Source organism: Corynebacterium sp. H127 (assembly GCF_037482665.1).
In the GTDB taxonomy this organism is placed as follows: Bacteria; Actinomycetota; Actinomycetes; order Mycobacteriales; family Mycobacteriaceae; genus Corynebacterium.
Genome location: NZ_JBBHKY010000014.1, coordinates 16,596 through 34,539, shown reverse-complemented (window position 1 = coordinate 34,539; position 17,944 = coordinate 16,596). Strand labels below are relative to the sequence as shown.

The 17,944-nt window shown below is 57.1% G+C and carries 13 protein-coding genes; 7 read left to right on the top strand and 6 right to left on the bottom strand.

Annotated features, from left to right (window positions below):
* Window positions 1-1,380: Mu transposase C-terminal domain-containing protein (locus WG936_RS11725; protein ID WP_339573000.1), on the bottom strand; the 1,380-nt coding region annotated here is incomplete at its 3' end.
* A gap of 1 nt (window position 1,381) precedes the next feature.
* Window positions 1,382-1,984 (bottom strand): recombinase family protein, encoded by a 603-nt coding sequence (locus WG936_RS11720; protein ID WP_339565532.1) that lies wholly within the window; start codon window positions 1,982-1,984, stop codon window positions 1,382-1,384.
* Window positions 1,985-2,182: 198 nt separating this feature from the next.
* Between WG936_RS11720 and WG936_RS11715 the strand changes: the two genes are divergently transcribed.
* A complete protein-coding gene (locus tag WG936_RS11715) occupies window positions 2,183-2,506 on the top strand; it encodes a PadR family transcriptional regulator (RefSeq protein WP_339565533.1) in 324 nt (107 codons plus the stop codon).
* Window positions 2,503-3,078: a PspC domain-containing protein gene (locus WG936_RS11710; RefSeq protein WP_339572999.1), complete on the top strand. Its 576-nt coding sequence runs from the start codon at window positions 2,503-2,505 to the stop codon at window positions 3,076-3,078. Before WG936_RS11715 ends, WG936_RS11710 begins: the two co-directional genes overlap by 4 nt.
* A gap of 22 nt (window positions 3,079-3,100) precedes the next feature.
* Here the strand turns inward: WG936_RS11710 and WG936_RS11705 are convergent, their stop codons facing one another.
* A complete protein-coding gene (locus WG936_RS11705; RefSeq protein ID WP_339572998.1) occupies window positions 3,101-3,391 on the bottom strand; it encodes a recombinase family protein in 291 nt (96 codons plus the stop codon).
* 312 nt (window positions 3,392-3,703) lie between these two features.
* On the opposite strand from WG936_RS11705, the gene WG936_RS11700 reads away from it, so the two are divergent.
* Window positions 3,704-4,420, top strand: coding sequence for a DUF2599 domain-containing protein (locus tag WG936_RS11700; RefSeq protein ID WP_339565477.1), 717 nt, complete (start codon window positions 3,704-3,706; stop codon window positions 4,418-4,420).
* A 775-nt stretch (window positions 4,421-5,195) separates the two neighbouring features.
* On the opposite strand, the gene WG936_RS11695 is transcribed toward WG936_RS11700, so the two are convergent.
* Window positions 5,196-5,474 carry a DUF3892 domain-containing protein gene (locus tag WG936_RS11695; protein ID WP_339572997.1) on the bottom strand — a complete coding sequence of 93 codons (279 nt, stop codon included), beginning with the start codon at window positions 5,472-5,474 and terminating at the stop codon, window positions 5,196-5,198.
* A gap of 639 nt (window positions 5,475-6,113) precedes the next feature.
* Here WG936_RS11695 and WG936_RS11690 point away from each other — a divergent pair.
* Window positions 6,114-7,568, top strand: coding sequence for a hypothetical protein (locus WG936_RS11690; RefSeq protein ID WP_339565479.1), 1,455 nt, complete (start codon window positions 6,114-6,116; stop codon window positions 7,566-7,568).
* Window positions 7,569-7,821: 253 nt separating this feature from the next.
* Here WG936_RS11690 and WG936_RS11685 read toward each other — a convergent pair whose 3' ends face one another.
* Window positions 7,822-10,347 (bottom strand): DEAD/DEAH box helicase, encoded by a 2,526-nt coding sequence (locus WG936_RS11685; protein WP_339565480.1) that lies wholly within the window; start codon window positions 10,345-10,347, stop codon window positions 7,822-7,824.
* A 287-nt stretch (window positions 10,348-10,634) separates the two neighbouring features.
* Between WG936_RS11685 and WG936_RS11680 the strand changes: the two genes are divergently transcribed.
* Window positions 10,635-11,546: a type IV toxin-antitoxin system AbiEi family antitoxin domain-containing protein gene (locus tag WG936_RS11680; RefSeq protein ID WP_339565481.1), complete on the top strand. Its 912-nt coding sequence runs from the start codon at window positions 10,635-10,637 to the stop codon at window positions 11,544-11,546.
* Entirely contained in the window at window positions 11,543-12,472 is a 930-nt protein-coding gene (locus WG936_RS11675; RefSeq protein ID WP_339565482.1) for a nucleotidyl transferase AbiEii/AbiGii toxin family protein, read from the top strand. The genes WG936_RS11680 and WG936_RS11675 overlap by 4 nt, the downstream gene beginning before the upstream one ends.
* Before the next feature lie 19 nt (window positions 12,473-12,491).
* Here the strand turns inward: WG936_RS11675 and WG936_RS11670 are convergent, their stop codons facing one another.
* Window positions 12,492-13,058: a hypothetical protein gene (locus WG936_RS11670; RefSeq protein WP_339565483.1), complete on the bottom strand. Its 567-nt coding sequence runs from the start codon at window positions 13,056-13,058 to the stop codon at window positions 12,492-12,494.
* Between the two features lie 164 nt (window positions 13,059-13,222).
* On the opposite strand from WG936_RS11670, the gene mobF reads away from it, so the two are divergent.
* A complete protein-coding gene (mobF, locus tag WG936_RS11665) occupies window positions 13,223-17,902 on the top strand; it encodes a MobF family relaxase (RefSeq protein WP_339572996.1) in 4,680 nt (1,559 codons plus the stop codon).
* Window positions 17,903-17,944 lie beyond the last annotated feature (42 nt).

Genomic DNA, 17,944 nt, shown 5'->3' with positions numbered 1-17,944 from the left:
GTCCTCTTCATAGGTGCGCAGTTTGGTTGGCCGCGCTGCGGGTGCGGTGGTGCGCGGTTCGGCCCGATCGGCGATCCGTGGGATGCGATCGTTGATGTCTTTGCGCAGCTGACGCCGGCGGGCTCGGCGTGCGGCCTCGACTTCTTGCAGGGTTACCCGCTGGTTCGGGTGCGCCTCGTCAATGGCCACGCAGAGAAAGGTGTCGCGCTCGAAGACGCGAACTTCGGAGATGTCGCGCGGGTCGTAGCGGATCGTCACCGGGCGACCAACGAACGGTGCCAGGGTTGGCGCGAGGTAGCGCCGGCCTTGGAAGTGGATGCCGTCACGTTGCACGGTGCGGTGTGTGGGCACCGTCAGCAGTAGTCCGTCGAGTTCATCGAGGGATTCGGGCATGCGCGGTAACCAACCGTCACCGATCCATGCCTTCTTCGGGCTCGTTCCGATCTCCCGGTGGGTCCGCTCGTTGTAGGTGGCGATGAAATCGGCGATCGCCTGATCAAGCGCGGGTAGGTTCAAGGACGGTTCCGGGGCCTTCGTCCCTGGTGTCAGGTGTCCGGGCAGGGTGGTCAGGAGTTCGGTGTTGATCGTGCCGAAGAACCGTTCGATCTTGCCTCGGCCTTGCGGGCGACCGATGGTGGAGAAGATGGTGCGAATCTTCAGCGCGACCGCGGTGTACTCGAGGTGGTGGCTGGTGAAGTCGCTGCCGTGATCGATATAGAGGACGTCAGGCATCCCGCACATCGCCCAGGCCGGGTCGGTTTTGCACCAGATCGCCTGTCGTAGCGCCAGCGCGGTGTTCATCGCCGATGGCGCCCCGGTAAAGACCATGTACCCGCAGACCGCGCGGGAGTAGTCGTCCATTACCACCGTTAACCAGGGGCGCTCGGGCGTCCCGCTGGCACCGGTGATGAGGATGTCGAGTTCGGTGTGATCGGCTTGCCACGTCGCATTCGGTCGTTCGGCGCGATGGCGAAACACCAGTTCGTAGCGGTCCCGATAGGAAGCCGGCCCCTCCAGGGCCAGCGTCACCAGGGCAGGATCCAAAGCACAGATGATGGCGCGAACCGTGGCATAGCTCGGGGCCGCCAGACCCAGGCGGTCCGCTTCGGCCACGGTGCGTCGGTGGAGGGTAGCGATGCTGGGGCGCGGGCGGGTCAGCGCGAGGTGCTCGAGGAACGTGACCAGCTCCGCCGGAGTACGTCGAGATCCCGTGTCGCATCGTGTCCGCGGTTCCAACGCCGCGAGCCCGCCTGTCTTGTAGAGCTGGTGCCAGCGTTGCAGTGTGCGCAACCCGGTTCCGGTGTCGCGGGCCAGGGTCGTCAGCGCGATGCCATCCTCGACGTGAAGTCGGAGGATGCGCCACCGCTGCGACCCGTCCATGTCACACCTGCTGGGAGACTGAGTCGCGGTCGCGGGCGGCCTGCTCGTGCCGATATAGCGTGGCGCGGGACCATCCGACCAGCCGGGCGGCTTCCTCTGCCGTGCGACCCTTGGCCCGGGTGTCCCGGGCGATGTCGAGTTTCTCCGCAATCACTGCCGGGTCAACAGGTGGCCGACCAAACCGGGTACCGCTTTGTCTCGCCGCGGCGATGCCGGCATTGACTCGCTCGGTGATCAGCTCACGCTCGTACTCGGCCAACGTGGCGAGCATGCCCAGCATCAACCGGCCAGACGTGGTCTCCGGGTCGATGCCATCTGAGAGCGACTGGACCTTCACGCCCTTATCGCGCAGCAAGTTCACGGTGTTGAGGACATCAATCAAAGACCGGCCAAGCCGATCGATGCGCCACACCACGACCGTGTCGCCGGACTCGGCATAATCCAGCAGCCGCTTCATCCCGGGGCGTTCGATCGCAGTCCGGCTACCCGAGGTCACATCCGCAAACACATCGCGCTTTTGCACCCCGGAATCCACAAGCGCATCCAACTGCAACTGCGCATCTTGATTCACGGTACTCACACGGGTGTACCCCAAAAGCCTCATGTCTCGATTATGCCTCACAAACCCCTACCGAGCACCACCCTGCAACAAATTACGGTGAGACGTTTTAGTGAGACGGGGAGGAGGCCCATTGCCCCATGAAACGGTCTCACATTCCAGTTCCTGCCTGGTGTCTCATAAAACTAAAGATTGTTGAGAGAAGTATTGCGCACAAGTACCTTGTTGTCATAAGGTACTTGCATGACGGAAGATCCGGAGTTTGCGTCCCTTCGCCGAGGGCTCCTTGAGCTGCTCGCACTGGCCTCAGTTGAGCACAAAGCGAGATATGCGGCTGAGATTGTCGCTGCACTGCGAGAGGTCGGATATCCCGTGCAGGAAGGGACGGTCTATCCCCTCCTGAACAAGTTGCGGCGAGCAGGCCTGGTGGATCACGAGTGGCGTGAATCGCCTAGCGGTCCGCCGAGGAAGTACCTGTCGCTCACCGCTGAAGGCAAGCAGCGGCTCACGGAGTTCCGGGCGTACTGGCAGAAGCTAACGAACATGATCGAAAGGATTGGACGATGACGAACGAAACCCCTGTATCCATGAGGCTTACTGGCCATCAGAAACCCTTCAGGCTCACTCCGAGTGCTCACCGCGAACTATTGAGCTATCTCGCTGACGCAAGAGATGAACTGGCCGATGACCCTGATGGCGACGAGACTGTTCGCGACCTGGAGGCATCGATCGGCGATCAGCTTTCCGCCCTGGGAGACAACCCCGTCGACGCAGGCCAGATGCGCTCCACCCTCAATCAGGTCGGCCCGGTTGTAAGCGAGCCTGGAACACCCGATCCGACGGGAATCGAGGATCAGGTACCGACCTGGTGCCGCGTGCTCGACGGCAAGTGGCTCACGGGGGTCTGTCTCGGAATTTCGACCGCAACCGAAGCGAACGTCGCGTGGGTACGAGCGATCTACGTCGCCGTCACGCTTGTGGGAGGAGCGCTACTCGCGCCGTTCAGCGAATACGTGATGCTCATCTTTTTTGGACTCTCGGTCGTTATCTATCTGACCTTGAGTCTCCTGCTGCCGCCCGTGGAGTCCGTTACCCAGTACCGCCGCCTCAGCCCGCGGCGCGCAGCTGCCCGACGCTAGAACTCTGCGCCAAATATCGGTCTCAGAACAACGCCATCGAGCGCTCAAAACCACAGTCCATGCTCGTGATGGTGAGTTGGTCGCCGTCGCGGAGGTAGCGCAACGCTTCGTCTAGTTGTGGTCGGTGGCGGGTGCTGCCGGTGATTGCGTCGGTGTAGATGCGGGTTGCTCCGGCGGCTGTGAGTTGGGTGTGTTGGCGTTCGGGGTTTTGGTCGGTGGTGCTGACGCGGGCGTAGCCGATGATTTGGCCGACACTGGCCGGATGCTGTTCGCTTGGGTTTAGGGGTGGTGACACTTGTGTTCGGTTGTGCATGTTTTAACCCTACCGAACAGGTTTTACGGTCAGTACTCTAGTGTTCGTTTGGGGTGTACCTGATTGGGGCACCACTCGCCCCGAGTCGGTATTCACTTCTCTCTACGAATGAGCGGATGCGTAACGGTGCTCCATGTGCACGTGGAACTAATGCTTACGAAAATGACTCAGGCCGCGAAAGCCTGACCAGTGTTCATGTAGATAAATGATCATTGTTACCGAATGGTTATTGACTGCATTTTTCATTCGTCGTAGGTTCGAGATAAGCCGGTGACGAGCCGGGTATCTTGGAAATCTGGAAAAGGGGTCATCATGTTCAAAAAAAGGCTGGCGTGCGTGGGCGCCACGGCATTGTTTGCGCTGAGTTCGACATTTTCAGTGCAGGCTGCCGCAGATGAGGTAAACAAGTACGTTCCCGTAGAGGGGAGCGATGTGTCAGTGATTGGAGCTAACACCGATTCCAGTGGTGGCGAAACAGAGGCGCAACTGAAGGTGGGGGATAGCTTTCGCATTGAGGGGCCAGCCGGAACCAAAGTTAACCTGCTTGGCGATTCCAACTTCCTTGAAGTAGTAAAACCTGGCGATGAAGTGGGGCTCTACGCAGTCGCACCAGCTGGCCTTGAATTTGAGGTCAAAGACACTGTGGTGACGGTCGTTGATCTTCCCTCCAACCAAGTTACGGAGCGTGCAGCCGCCGAAAGTGATGATGAACCAATCAAGGCTGCTTTTGGTCTGTCCCTAATCGACCGTGTGGACATTGTAGGACAGCCCGAAGGTACGCGATACATGGTCTTTCCTACGGTCTTGGGAAGGGCAATGCGGTCACCAATCCCTGAAACTGCAGGTTGGAATGAAGCAAAATCCAAGGGGGTTGCGGATACCGGAAGCCTCCACAACCAGTTTGTGTGTCACCCGCTATCTCAAGTCGCCCGGGTTAAGTCCAGTTGGAACTTGGAGGATTGGCGCCCTGATGTCGGACTTCCTGGAACAATAGCCGAACGATGTAATCCGGGTGGGGGAGACGACTAACCACGCAAACCCACGCTAAAACAGCAAACATGTATTGAGGAGGATGGCATTGATGCGTAAACAGAAAAGCGCAGCCTACTGGTGGAGCGTTACTGTCGTTGTAGTGCTGTTCATCGCAACGCTTGTAATCAATTACCTAGCAGGGCTAAGTGCTGATGAATCATACTTCGGAGCACACTGGTGGCACCGTCTGGCGTGGGTTACGCCACCGTTGCTCCTGGCTTCTTTGATTTGGGTCTGGTTCGAGCACAGGAAGACGCATCGGCACCCACATTGACCCATATTTAGTAGCGTCGGGCGTGAATGAGAAGGAAGCCTTTGCGCTTGGGTGAAAGATGCTTTTTGCTCTAGTGGGGAGTATCACGTTTGGATATGTCGTGCGCCTGGGACTATGCCGGTTGAGATTACGGATAGGTTTTGGTTTCCTGAGGAGATGCGTATTCAACCAAACGAGATCACAGTGCGAGAGAATAAGCTCAATCAGGCAGCGCAGCTTGTGGCTACCAAATTGGGGATTGAGATGCGCGGCGAGTCGGTAGTGTCTTAGGTTTTCGTTGCGTTGTTTTAGGCTGTTTTAGTGGTTTTGTGCCCCAATAGGACAACGCCCACCCGCTGCGGGGTGGGCGTTGTTTTGTTTGTTATGGGCGGGGCCATTGGCGTGGGTTGAGTCGGTTGTTTTGTAGTAGGGCTTGGAGGATTGTTTCTTCGATCTGGTTTAGCTCCACGTTTTCCTTGCGGTACTCGTCACCGTGCTGATTTTTCAGGTCGAGATATATCAAAATAACGGAAGTTCAACTAGATTATTCGTCCATTTTCCATCTGCATAAGTTCGCAAGTAGGGCTTTCCGTTCTCAGGATTTATGACGCCTACAGGAACTCGATTCGTTCCACTTCCAACAAATGCTTGGCCGCCGCTATTTATCCATTGCACAAGATCGGGCTTGGTAGATTCACCGACTTCCCCACTCTCTAGCCCTCGCCACCTGTAGTTGGTGATGGCGGCTTCCGTCTTCTGGAATTCCTCAAAATGAACGTGTGTGATTTGGATAGACATATTTACCTTTCGGAGAGCTGGAGAGTCAAAAATGAGCAGTGTGAAATTTTGAATCGAGAAGTAAGCCCCAGGGTAAATCATCTCATATGGAGTGTTATGTGCGGGGGAATTTTTGTAAATAGAGCCATCGCTGGCCTGGGGTTTTTATGAAACCAGTCAATCTGTGATGATTGCTTGAATGGCGGCGCTAAGCAGAGACATCTCGATGAGTCCGTTAAACAGGCTGGACGTAAGTGCCTATATGTCTATATTGCTACTTAGGGGTGACTTGTTGGTTCATCTTGATAAACTTGCTCGTGAACGGTTTGGGCTTGCCGTTCTGCACTGCTTGTGATCGTGTCCACGTGCCCATATGGGTACGTGGACTTATCTCGCATTGCTGTCATGAGGATTCCCTTGCTGAACGCGCTCAGGTCCGTTTTGAACGCTTCGAGCGTCGATGACCAGCACCCTGAGACCAACCTCTAGTCCCGGAGACCCGATGCGACTCTTTCCTGCTAAGACTGATCTCACTGGTTCAGCCCTGATAGGGGAACCAGTGCGGGGCGCGTGCGCCCCAGACAGGCGCAGTATGCGACAATGTACTCCCACCCCACAGCGGGCCAGCGGGGCCAGGGGCTGCGCAGAAGGGAACACGGCATGAGGTTCAGCAGCGCTTTCGGCGTGGACCACGGCAAAAAGAGCTCGTGGTTCAACCCTCTGCTTGACCAAGACACGCCACTGTATGTCGACCCGTTTCTGGTTTTCGACGACAACAAGCCCTTGTGGGAGGGGGCCAAGCAGGAAGTCACGGACTTCTTCGACACCGCAGCACGTCTCATCGAGCAGGCCAAGGGAAACCAGAACTCACTCGCATACCAGAAGGCGCTCGAACTGTTGCGGTTCCCCGAACCTAACGAGTTCTGCCTTGGCCTGAGCATGGGCGCCCCGCACGGCTCTGGAACGGGACCCAAGGCCGCCGGTGAGATGGCAGACATCCTCGACCTCGCACGCCGGTACGGGCACGTCGAAGATCTTGCGTCTATCGCGGGCTTCAACCTCTTCTCCAGTGGAATCGGTCTGGATCGGATCAGCGACATCCTCTGCAACATTCTCAAGCACCGGTTCATCCGATACACCCAAAAGGTATCTAAGAAGCTCGGCCTTACGACGGAGCCAGTGATCGTCAAGCATCCAGGCTGGGATCGGAAGCGATCCAGGTGGCTTCCCGACGCCAAGATCGAACTACCGAAGTCCCCGTTTGGTGGCGGTGGAGTTCTGCTCACACCTGAGCGGTTCTTGAAAGAGATCCCGACGGTGTCCCCGGACGAGTTCTGGAAGTGGGCCGAGGTCCACGAAGGGCATCTTCTGCGACAAGACTTCAGCTACGAGATCGCACAGGGTCTCAATCAAGCAGACCGCCGTGTGTTGGCGCGACGCTTCGCACGCAAGTACCCAGACAAGGCAGCCGACTACCTGCGGCTGGTAGCACAGATGCCCCACCTGCCCTACGATGTCGAAATGGACCCGAAAGGCCTGGTCTTCTGGCGGGAGACCGGAGAAGCAGTGGGTAAGATCTCACCCATTACTTCAGCCGAGGTTCCTATCCAGCAGCAGGAGTTCCCGGCGTTCGTCGAACTACTTGCGACACGCTTCCAACGCGCAGTCGAGAATACAGATCTGTGGCGCGCACTGTGGGCCGCCGATAACCCGCAGAAAGAAGTGGTCATCCAGGCTATCGCCGGCGCGATGTGGACCGAGACTTGCCGTGCCGCACAGGTTGACATCAGCCAGGAGGTCAACCGCGGCCGCGGTCCGGTCGACTTCAAATTCTCCAAGGGATGGGAAGATCGTGCCCTCCTCGAAGTCAAAGTAATCCGCAGCAGCGGATTCTTCAGAGGCGCAGCGACCCAGTTGCCCCAATACATGAAGACCGAGCAGATCAGCTACGGCGTGTACCTATGCGTTGGGCATTACAACACGGACTTCGCGCCCGAGCGCATCAAACGAGTCGAAGACACGATCGCCACTCTTGCGAAGGAGAAAGGCATCAAGATCAAACTCGTCCTCGTCGACGCCAGGCGAGACAACAAGACCTCTGCGTCAAAGCAATAGACGAGACACACACCTCGGAACAAGAGTGGTACCGCTGGTTCATCGTCACCAGACCGCGATCCGCCAACGCATACGTCGTGCGCTTGTAAGTGAAGTCCGACCACGCCCTTCCGGACGCCTATCAGCCACCCGCGCCAGAACCTTCACCTGGCGGTCTGACAACGGTGCGTACTTGCGGGCCACAAATCCCAGTGCCCCAAAGTGATTGCTGATCCATGTGGGCTCACGCTGAGGAGGTCTCAGGAAGGGCCCGTCACCGGCGGACGCTCTCGCTATGCCGCTGTAAGACGCGGTCCGCGGTTAGAGAGTGTTGAGCAAGTGCTGAAGCCACGACGGACGGGTCAGACCATGTGCCGTCTCCGGCTAGATGCTTGACAAAGGCTTCTACATCTAGCCGGAGACGGTGCAGTCCGGTCTTTGTGATGACCCGCGTTCCGGACGGTACATGAGCTTGAGCTTCAAGCTCTTCCGATGGGTGGACAAGTACGGATATCGACGTCGAGACCTCAGGGTAGCGCTCGCTGAACCAGGTCATTGAGTGAGTGAGCTGCTTCGCCTCGTCCTTGGTGATCACAGGGTTATTGCGCGAAACGTCCGTCTTCAGCTCGATAACTGCGTACTGCTGAGCAGAGAGCGCCCATAGGTTATCCGGGCCGCCATCGCGATCTTCCTTCTCAGGTCGACTCGACCCGAAGCCGAGATGAAGTCCCAGCAAACGGAACTGCTCTTCGGCTCGATCCGCGGCATGTTCGACGCCCCAGATGATGTTGTCGAACAGTGACGCCACAGTTAGTTCTAGCGTGCGAGCATCGGTGTAGTGTTCATCGAGGTATTTCGCTGCTTCTTTGCCCTGGACCGTGGGTCCGGCAATCTTTTTACGGGACGGTGGGATTGCTGGCTTGAGCACCACTGGGTTTTTCTTGCGTGCAGAAGCCAGCGTCTTCTGGGCTGCGACAGGATCGACGTGGTGCTCGTAAGCGGCCAGTTCCTCCAGATACCAGCCCTTCGCTAGAGGGTCGGTCACCGTGTCGATGGCCGACCGTAGAACGAGTACGGCGCCGTCCGTGTCTCCCGCCACAGCGAGATTAAAGGCTTCCCGTCGTCCGACGGCGATCTCAGTGACGTTTCCTGTGGCGTCATAGGTGACGTCGGCGGTGGCCTCCAGACTCCTGCTGACCCACTCTCTCTTGCGCTGCAGGAAAGTATCGAGGAGATCACTGATCGCCTCGATACCCTCACCCTGGATCTGTTCTGCGAGCTGTTGGCTGAGCTCGATCTGAACTCGTGTCGCTGGCGAGTAGAAGCTTCGAAGCTGCGGGTCACGGAGTGTTAGCGCCGCGTCGCTGGTGAGTACAAGTACAGCACAGTAGTCACCTACGTCTCGGATGCCACGGCCCATACCTTGTTCAATTTTTTGCACCTCGCGTGCCTTAAAGGCCATCGAACCGATCAGCGCCGCAGAAGCTCGCTGCTCGTGCGGGGTAAGGGGAGTGGGGATGCCGTCGACGATAAGCAGCCGGCACGCGTCTCCGGGTAGGTCTACTCCGTCGTACTTGTTAACTAGCACCACGATGCCCACATGCTCACCGTTCTTCATGCGCTCGATGACGGGGCGCATGTCGCTCACACGCAGCGTCTCGTCGGCAACGCGAGCCCATCGCGTCGCCGCGTGGTCGCCGGGAACAAGAACCACCACATTGACTGGCTCGGCGTTGGCTTTTTCACCACGATTGCCGTCGGCAACGTCGCGGGCCAACTTGTGGATAGCAGAGTCCACGAGCTGAGGATTGATAGATAGTGGGGCAAGGATGATTCGATCCCCCAGGTCGGAAGCCTGCTTTGGGGTGATTGGCCTCCGCACTGCCTCGGCGTTAGCGTCGAGTTCAGTGACGAGGACGCCTTCGTCCTCGAGTGTTGCGGTCAGATACACCCGACGCTTCGCCTGTTGAAATGCCGGAATCAATGAGACCTCTGGACATGGAGTCTTGATTTCTATATTCCGGGACGTGAACGTGATCGTCGCCAGTTCTAACAAGTCCGCCACGAATGGCCACGAGTAAAAGAGCGTGTCGATGGCATCATTGTTCGCGTAAGGCTGGATCACATTGAGAACTTCCAGGGCTCGGTCCGCAACGGCCTTCGGCGGTACGCGGATCGGCGCACCGAAGCCACCTGCGCGGATCTCTGCGAGCGCCTTGGGGCTCTGGTCGTGTAGATCAGTGGCGAACAGGGCGAGGAGATCATCGAATGCGTCGCATGAAGATGGGATCGACGCTGCAAACAGCCCTCCCGTAGCGTTGAGGGCGGAATGCGCATCGTCGATGACGACGACACCAAGCGGAATGATCCTCTTTACGCCGCGCACACCGAAGGCACTGCGTCCGTTGATGAGCTTGTGGAATGTCGTGACGAGGATTGCCCGCGACGAGCGGAACGACTCATCTTTCACGTCGGTGGTGACTGGGATCTTGGCGTCGTTAGCCTCGTTTAAGACTTGCTGAATCAGGAATTTATCAGGCACGAGGAACACGGCTGGTCCAATACCCTCATGCAGGCTGGATTGGGCGATCAGTAGACCGGTCAGAGTCTTGCCGCCACCAGTGTTCTGCTTGAGAACGAGGTCGGACTCAGAACGACGGTCGTACCACGCTTCCAGCACTTCGTTCTGCTCCGGACGAAGCCGTGACCATTTCCGTCCTTGGAGGGCGGCATAGATCTCGCGGGGGCGAATGAGCTGTGAGCCCTTGTTTGGGTTGATCTCATCCCAACGGATCGGCATCAATTCCTCCTACAGCATGTGCACACGAGACATGCAGGCCAATATTGTCATGTGGTCGTGCGACGCTTGCAAGCGTCGCACGACCACCAGGTTGATTGATCCTTACTATCCGTGAGTACGATCTGAAACTCCGTGACGCACGGCCACTATCGTCCTCGACAGTCGTCGTCTTCAAGTATCTCATAGATTTGAGATCGCCGGTGACCGTGGGGCACTTCATTTGTATCACTCCTTTACTTCACTTGTATCGTCCAGTGTGATACAAGTGAAGTAAAGGAGTGATACAAATGAAGTCGATAGAAGTTTTGGGCTTGCTGGAGGCAGTCGCCTCTGAGCAGTGGGGGATTATCACTGCTGCGCAAGCGCAGCGAGAGGGTGTTACTCGTCTGCAGCTCAGCCGCTTGACGGAATCGGGAATGTTAGAACGGGTGCGACGGGGAATCTATCTGTTGCCGTCAGCGCAATATGGTCCCCTAATGGATATTCAAATTGCCTGGGTATCGCTCGATCCTGGTGTCCTTCCCTCTGAAAGGTGGGACTCCCCCCATATTGTCAGTGTCTCTCACGAATCGGCATCCTTGATTCATCAAATAGGGAATTTGATTCCAAATAAGTATTCGTTTTCTTCAAAGAAGAGAAAGCAGTCGGCTCAAAAGGATATTCATATCCATATCAATCGTGAGTTGATGCCGGGTGAGATAGATAATGTTGATGGTTTGCCTGTTACCTCAGTGGAGCGAACTATATGCGATTTAGCAGAGAAGGCTATCGAATTTGACTATTTGGCGATGATAGTGGTGGATGGTTTACGAAAAGAAGGTGTAAGGCTAAGTGTGCTCGCAGATAAGCTAGATAAATCGGCATCAACGTATGGGGTCTCCTCCGGACAGAAATTGATACAAGCATGCCAGGAGGAGGCTGAAGCTGAGGAAGATAGCGAGGAACGCTTCGACCGTTACGTCAGCGATTTAATTAGAAGAACGAATTCTTCATCTGATTTTGCGAGCGAGCAGATGAGGGAGTTGACGCGTGGGCTTTCTACTGCGGCAATGAGCGAGCAGATGAGGGAGTTGACGCGTGGGCTTTCTACTGCGGCAATGAGCGAGCAGATGAGGGAGTTGACGCGTGGGCTTTCTACTGCGGCAATGAGCGAGCAGAATCTCGCGGAGGAGAAAAATACCCGAGAGAAGGAAACATGAATCAGACTTTGAGCCCTGTTCAAGCACGTAATCTTCAAAGGAGCCTGAACACGCGTATCGGGAACCTTTCAAAAGAAACGGGTAGGAGCAGGGATAGCCTCCGATCTCAGCTTGTTTTCCAGTGTTTTCTTAAACGGGTATTTTCCTCCCCTTCTGAGTGGGTTCTTAAAGGTGGCACAGCCTTGCTGATGCGCAACGGTGATGGACGGTTCACACGGGATATCGATTTAGCTCGATCCCGCGCGTGGAATGACATTAGTGAAATCCGCCAAGAATTTGAACGAATTGCGCAACTTTCGGGCGATGACGGCTTTGTATTCAAAGTAAGTTCTGTTGGACAGAAGTCAGTAGTTGATGATGGTTATGCAACGCCTACTGCAGAAGTGAAAGTTGAAGTTCGCCTTGGTGCAAAGCGTTTCCACACCATCAACATAGATGTTTCGCTTAGACGTCACACTCAAATTCCACTGGAGAAGGTTTATGTTGATCCTCTTCTTAACGAACTGCTAGGAGAAAGCAAGTGCAGTTCTTTCACTGTTTTGGTCACCGCCATTGAAGCGCATCTTGCGGACAAGATTTGTGCCATGTTCGAACCACACCGTAATGGTGTGAGTATGCGGTTCCATGATCTAGCCGATATTATTCAGATCATTCGTACTCAAAATTTCTCAGCAGAGAAATTCCTAGAAGTACTACATCACGAAGTAGCGCGCAGACGCATGGACTGGCCGGCGAGAATTACGTCACCTGGCCCTGTATGGGAAGAAAAATATCCAATCAACGCAACTCAATATGCGGGGCTACCGAGAGAGCTTCAGTCATTGCAGAGTTCTTTAGATTATGCCGGTTCATGCCTAAATGAGGTCTTAAAAGGTGAGCGGACTCAAGGAACTTGGAAGCATGAACAATTGAGCTGGGTAAATTAAGCGAGCTGTGTGGTGTAGCTTAGCGATTTTTCGGCACCCTGATCACTGCTTGATCCATCTGCTGCTCGAACTCCTGGATCAGCTTCGTATCCTCCGGGCTGATCGGGTACGGCTGGCCTAGTTCCATCTTGAGCTGGATCAGGGATGCGGCTACCGCTCCCCGGTATGGCTGTGTCGGGTTCGGCCACAGCTCGACGCTGATTGTCAGTGCTTCGTCCGATGGGTACATCTCCGGCCACGCGGTCGGCCAGGTTTCCGGATTGTCGATCACCTTCTGGTGCGGTGTCCGATCGTCCTCCAGCTCCGCCGCTAGTTCCGCTGCCTGTTCGGTGTAGGGCTGTATCCAGTCCTGCTGTATCTGATCCCACGCCAGTTGGTCGGCTTGGTTGAGAATCTGCAAGACGGTCATTCCGTCCGGCCACACTCCGTGTTGGTTCTTGTAGCCATGCTTGGCTCGCTCCGAGTACTGGTTGCGTAGGTTCTCCCACGCGCTCTGGAGTTGCTCGTACTGGTTGTCCAGTTCCTCGGGTGTTGGATTCTCCCCGGCTGCGGTCATTGCTTGCTGGAGGTCGGTCTTGAAGATCATCGTTTTCTCCTAGTTCTTCGAAAAGGTTCCGCTAATCCAGATAGTAACCGCAGCGACCAGCCTATAGAAGGCACACACCTCATGCATTAAACGGGTATTTTCCCGGAAGTGCCTGTATAGTGGCCATAAACCATGCGCTAACGAACGCCCGGAGGTGAGCCAAAATGATGACCCTGCACCGACTGTATGCGGGCACTGGCTACACCTATCTCACCGATTCCGTGGCGACACAAGACCGCCCTCGCGTGCCAGGCCAGGACTGGGCAGCGTACCAAAACCAAACCGGAACCCCACCGGGCCAATGGTTCGGCAAGGGTGCCAAGGTGCTCGGAATGAGCGGCGAAGTCACCGAAGAACACATGCTTGCGCTGTGGGGTGAGGGCATTCGTCCCGACGCTGACGAGCGCATCGCAGCGGAAATCAAGAGCGGTAAAACTGCGCGCCAAGCCCTTGGCTCAGTGTGTCTTGGCCGTCGCTTTCTCGATTCATCAAGCGACGGCAATCCGCTTTTGAAGCGCATCAACTCGCGCATTTTCACGATGCGATACACCAGCGGTAAGCCGCTGACTAACGAGCAAATCCGCACCATCAAACTAGAGGTCGGACGCAAGAGCTGGCCGAAGCTGTTCCCGGATAATCCCGACCCAACAGACCGCCAGATCATGCGCTACATCGGCAAACTGGAGAAGTCCCAGGGCAAACCAGTCGCCGGATTCGACATGGTTTTTACCCCGGTCAAGTCCGTCACCGCCCTGTGGGGAATCGCTGACGAGTCATGGCAGAAGAAGATCGAAAGCGCTCACCGAGAAGCCGTCTCTGAGACGTTGGAGTGGATTGAAGAGCAAGTGAGCTTCTCCCGAAAGGGCTACAACGGGACGATTCAAGTCCGCGCCGAGGGGCTGGCGATTGCCCGGTTCGATCACTATGACAACCGCGCAGGAGACCCCAACCTGCACACACACTGCGCTGTGTCCAACAAGGTTTACTGTCCTGATGATGACAAGTGGAGAGCACTTGATGGGCGCGCAATTTTCCAGATCAATGTCTCCGGTAGCCAGCTCTACAACCGCACGATCAAGACCAAACTGGAACGACTTGGCCTGAGTTTCCGTGAGGATTCACGCGGCGCTGGCAAGTCCAGTGTGTACGAGCTGGCGGCTGTTCCTGACTCGATTCTGCGGGAGTTTTCGCGCCGAAATGAGATCGAAGCACGGATGAACCAGCTCATTGATGCGTACCGTGACAAGCACAAGCGGGAGCCATCGGTGAAGGTTCAGATCAAGCTTGCCGAGCAAGCGAACCTGGAAACCCGAGGGGATAAGCAAGCGCCGCAGTCGCTTACCGACATGCGCTCGCAGTGGCGTGACCGAGCGCTGGAGACACTGGGAAGTGAGCATGTTCTGTCCCAGATTCTGACCTCCGCGACGAACGTTAGTGAACGCGCCGAGGTTCCTTTTCATGCCGAATCTGCACGCTTGGAGACTCTAGAGACGTTGCAACGCAGGCGCAGTGCTTTCAATGCCAACCAGCTTTACAATGCCGCTACAGAAGCGGTTATGCGCTACACCTTTGACTCTGTGGGCGCGCAGAACGCAGCCATTGAGCAAACCGTTGAAGCGGTTAAGGCGAGCGCGTGTGTGGCCATTGACACCGGTGAAGGCTTGAACGTTGCGCACCTGCCAGCGCACGCGCAGGAGGCACTTTTCTATCAGTCTCGTTCGACTGTGTACACCACAAAGGAGACGCTCTACCGGGAGCAGAAGCTGCTCGATGCAGCCCACACCTTGACCCCGTTCACGCTCACCAACGCGGCGATTAATGCCGCTATTGAGGACGTGGAACAGGCCGAGGGATTTACCATGAACGACGGCCAGCGGGAGTCCGCACGATTCCTCTTGGCCACGGGAACGCAGCTGTCCGCTGTCGTTGGCCCGGCAGGTGCAGGCAAGACCACGGCGATGAAAGCCGTCTCCCTTGCATGGCAGAACGCAGGCCATAATGTCGTTGCTTTGGGGCCGTCAGCAAAGGCCGCACAGGTGCTTGGCAATGACCTTGGCATCGAGGGCAAGACCATCGCGCACATCTTGGAATGTGACAAGCATGGAGTTGATACCGGCATTGGTGTTGGCACTCTTATCATCGTTGACGAAGCTGGTATGGCATCGACTCAAGACCTCTTTAGGCTCAATGAGATTGCCCAACGCTCCGGTGCTGTGGTGCGTTTGATCGGTGACCCAGCGCAGCTTTCTGCCGTTGATACGGGTGGCATGTTGGCCACCATCACCCGCGATCTGGACGCACCAACGATGGATACTGTGGTGCGTTTTAAGACCGAGGGCGAAGCAGAAGCAACCCTGAAAATCCGCGAGGGCGCAGCCGATAGCATTGATTTCTACCAGGCCAACGACCGCCTGCACTCCGGTACTGCCGAGGGGTTGCAGGCCGATATTCTCGCCGCATGGCTGGCTGATACTGAGCAGGGTTTGACGTCGCTGATGATGGGAACCACGCGCCGTGACGTGTTCGCCCTGAACCAGTCGGCGCAACGCGCACGTATCGAGCGGGGCGAGCTTTCCGAGCAATCGCCTAGCGTGACGGCATCGGATGATTCTCGTCTGCTCGTTGGAGATCGGATCGTCACTCGCAAGAACTCCGCAGATGCACGAATGATCGGCGGCGCAGATCACGGCAGGCGTATCTTTAACGGCGACCTCTGGACTGTTGAACAAGTCAATGAGGACGGCACTGTTCGTGCCCGTCACCTTGATACCGGGGGCCGTGCGGAATTGTCTGCCGATTACGTCTCTCGCCATGTCGAACTCGGGTATGCGGCCACTGTGCACCGCGCGCAGGGCATGACCGTTGATACCGGTCACTTGCTGGCCAATTCCAATACCTCTCGTGAACTGGCTTACGTGGGTCTGACCCGTGGTAAGAAGAATAACCACGCCTGGATTGTCACCGAGCAGCGCATTGACCCAGAAGCCGAACACGATCAGGACACTACAGCCACCATCGAGGACGCTTGGGCGCAGATGATGGCACGCACCACCGATAACGTCTCTGCCATTGACTCCATCATGGCCGAACCAGACGGGGCGGATACCCTCCTGGGCCAGTACCAGCACGCGCACGACATGCTGGTCTACCAGTACACATCCGGGTTGCTGCACGAGATTGCCCCGCATGTGGCCGAGGAAATCTTGGGCAACGAAGCTATGCGCTACCGCGTGGAAAACGCCGTGCGTCACCGTTTGGCCGGCCACGATTGCAACTACTCTGACCTGCAAGAACATAACTGGCGTAACGCCTGGAGCTGGATTGCCGCGTTTGAGGACTCCACGACACCAGTCCAGCAGCAGGCTATCGCCACGTTGCCACCGGCCACAGGTGGAGTTGATGCCGAGCTGCTGGATTGGGCACGCACCGCTCGCGTGGAGCTGCTCGACCAACGCGCCACGGCACAGGTACGAGGTGCGCAGCTTGGCCACGCCTTGACTCCACAGCGGGCACAGACACTTGCAGATGAAACTTTGGCTGATAATGCGGCAGTGCTTGTCGCTCGTCGGGACGCGCTGAATCTTGCACAGGGTGTGTGGCGCAGCGCTGTGGAGGATATGCGGATGGGTCGTGGCCACGAACGCCTAGAGCGTTCCCACGCAGGCTTGCTGGCCACCGATGCTGCTATTTCCACTGTGCTGAAACGACGTAAGAGCGCACTGACGGCCACTGGAACGCAGCACGCCCGGCTCATGGCCGAGGTACGCCACTTGGAGCAGGGTTTGCCACCGGCAACCCAGTGGGCGCAGATCAGGGTGGACGCAGCCAAGGTGCGCGAGGACATCGGTGAACTCGCCGCTGTCGAGCACACCGCGCAACGCGGCTTTACTGCCAAGCTCACGGCCACGAACGCCGAGCTAGAGCAGATCGAGCGGGCACTGTCGGTCATTGCCAAGGAGCAGGAACGTCGCAAGGACAACCCAGGGCCAGATGCGGACATGGTTGCCCAGATCGGCGCAGGCGACGCACGCTTTGCTGTTGCCGTGGCCACCACGACACCCGAGGACGCGGAGCGCGCGCTTGTTAAGGCCAAGAACGGCATCTCCAGGCCGGAAGATGTGGTGCGGGCACTGCTGGATGGAGATAACCCGGCAGAAGCCGTGGCCACAATCCAGCGCCGTCTTGCCGACCAGCTTTCCCACGTGGAAACCGTGGCCGTGGACGCAGCCCGCCCCGTGGCCACGAACGATGATCCAGACGCGGCCTTGCTTGCCGAGCGCCGCAAGCTCATGGCCGAACTGGGCGAGCTTGAGAAGTTCAGCGTGGACGCAACCGCAGGCGAGAGCGATCTGCGCCGCAAGATACGCGACGCCATGAAGCGGGAAGCAGAGCTTGACCAGGCTATCGTGACCGCCGAGAACCGTGTGGTGGCCACGCAGCGTGTCTACGCCGGATTGCCGGAGGTTCCGGAGTCGGCTACGAAGATGCCAACTGGAATGTTTGCGACGAAGAAGGCGAAGGAGCAGGCGCATAGTAACCGGATTGCGTGGCAGCGCAAGCAGCAGGCTCGCCGTGATCTGACCGTGGCCACGAACGCCGTGGCCACGCTACGAGACGAGCGGGCGCGTCTGACTGAGGGGCTACCATCGCGCGATAAGTGGAAGTCTGTGCTGGCTGCTGAGCAGACCAGCACAACTAGTGCGCGCAGGATTCAGATCCGCGCCCGTATTGACGCGATTGACACCAAGATCGGCCTGCGACACCACCAAGCCAAACAACCAATCCACCGCGCACATCCACATCAGCAAGCAGTCCATAAAGTCGATAAAGAAATGGAAATCTAGAACTGGCCATACAGGCACATGCCTATATGGCCAGTTCTAGGA

Bases quoted from the DNA above. Each gene is read 5' to 3' on its own strand.
- WG936_RS11720 (WP_339565532.1), bottom strand. From the start codon at position 1,984: ATGAGGCTTTTGGGGTACACCCGTGTGAGTACCGTGAATCAAGATGCG.
- WG936_RS11715 (WP_339565533.1), top strand. From the start codon at position 2,183: ATGACGGAAGATCCGGAGTTTGCGTCCCTTCGCCGAGGGCTCCTTGAG.
- WG936_RS11710 (WP_339572999.1), top strand. From the start codon at position 2,503: ATGACGAACGAAACCCCTGTATCCATGAGGCTTACTGGCCATCAGAAA.
- WG936_RS11705 (WP_339572998.1), bottom strand. From the start codon at position 3,391: ATGCACAACCGAACACAAGTGTCACCACCCCTAAACCCAAGCGAACAG.
- WG936_RS11700 (WP_339565477.1), top strand. From the start codon at position 3,704: ATGTTCAAAAAAAGGCTGGCGTGCGTGGGCGCCACGGCATTGTTTGCG.
- WG936_RS11695 (WP_339572997.1), bottom strand. From the start codon at position 5,474: ATGTCTATCCAAATCACACACGTTCATTTTGAGGAATTCCAGAAGACG.
- WG936_RS11690 (WP_339565479.1), top strand. From the start codon at position 6,114: ATGAGGTTCAGCAGCGCTTTCGGCGTGGACCACGGCAAAAAGAGCTCG.
- WG936_RS11685 (WP_339565480.1), bottom strand. From the start codon at position 10,347: ATGCCGATCCGTTGGGATGAGATCAACCCAAACAAGGGCTCACAGCTC.
- WG936_RS11680 (WP_339565481.1), top strand. From the start codon at position 10,635: ATGAAGTCGATAGAAGTTTTGGGCTTGCTGGAGGCAGTCGCCTCTGAG.
- WG936_RS11675 (WP_339565482.1), top strand. From the start codon at position 11,543: ATGAATCAGACTTTGAGCCCTGTTCAAGCACGTAATCTTCAAAGGAGC.
- WG936_RS11670 (WP_339565483.1), bottom strand. From the start codon at position 13,058: ATGATCTTCAAGACCGACCTCCAGCAAGCAATGACCGCAGCCGGGGAG.
- mobF (WP_339572996.1), top strand. From the start codon at position 13,223: ATGATGACCCTGCACCGACTGTATGCGGGCACTGGCTACACCTATCTC.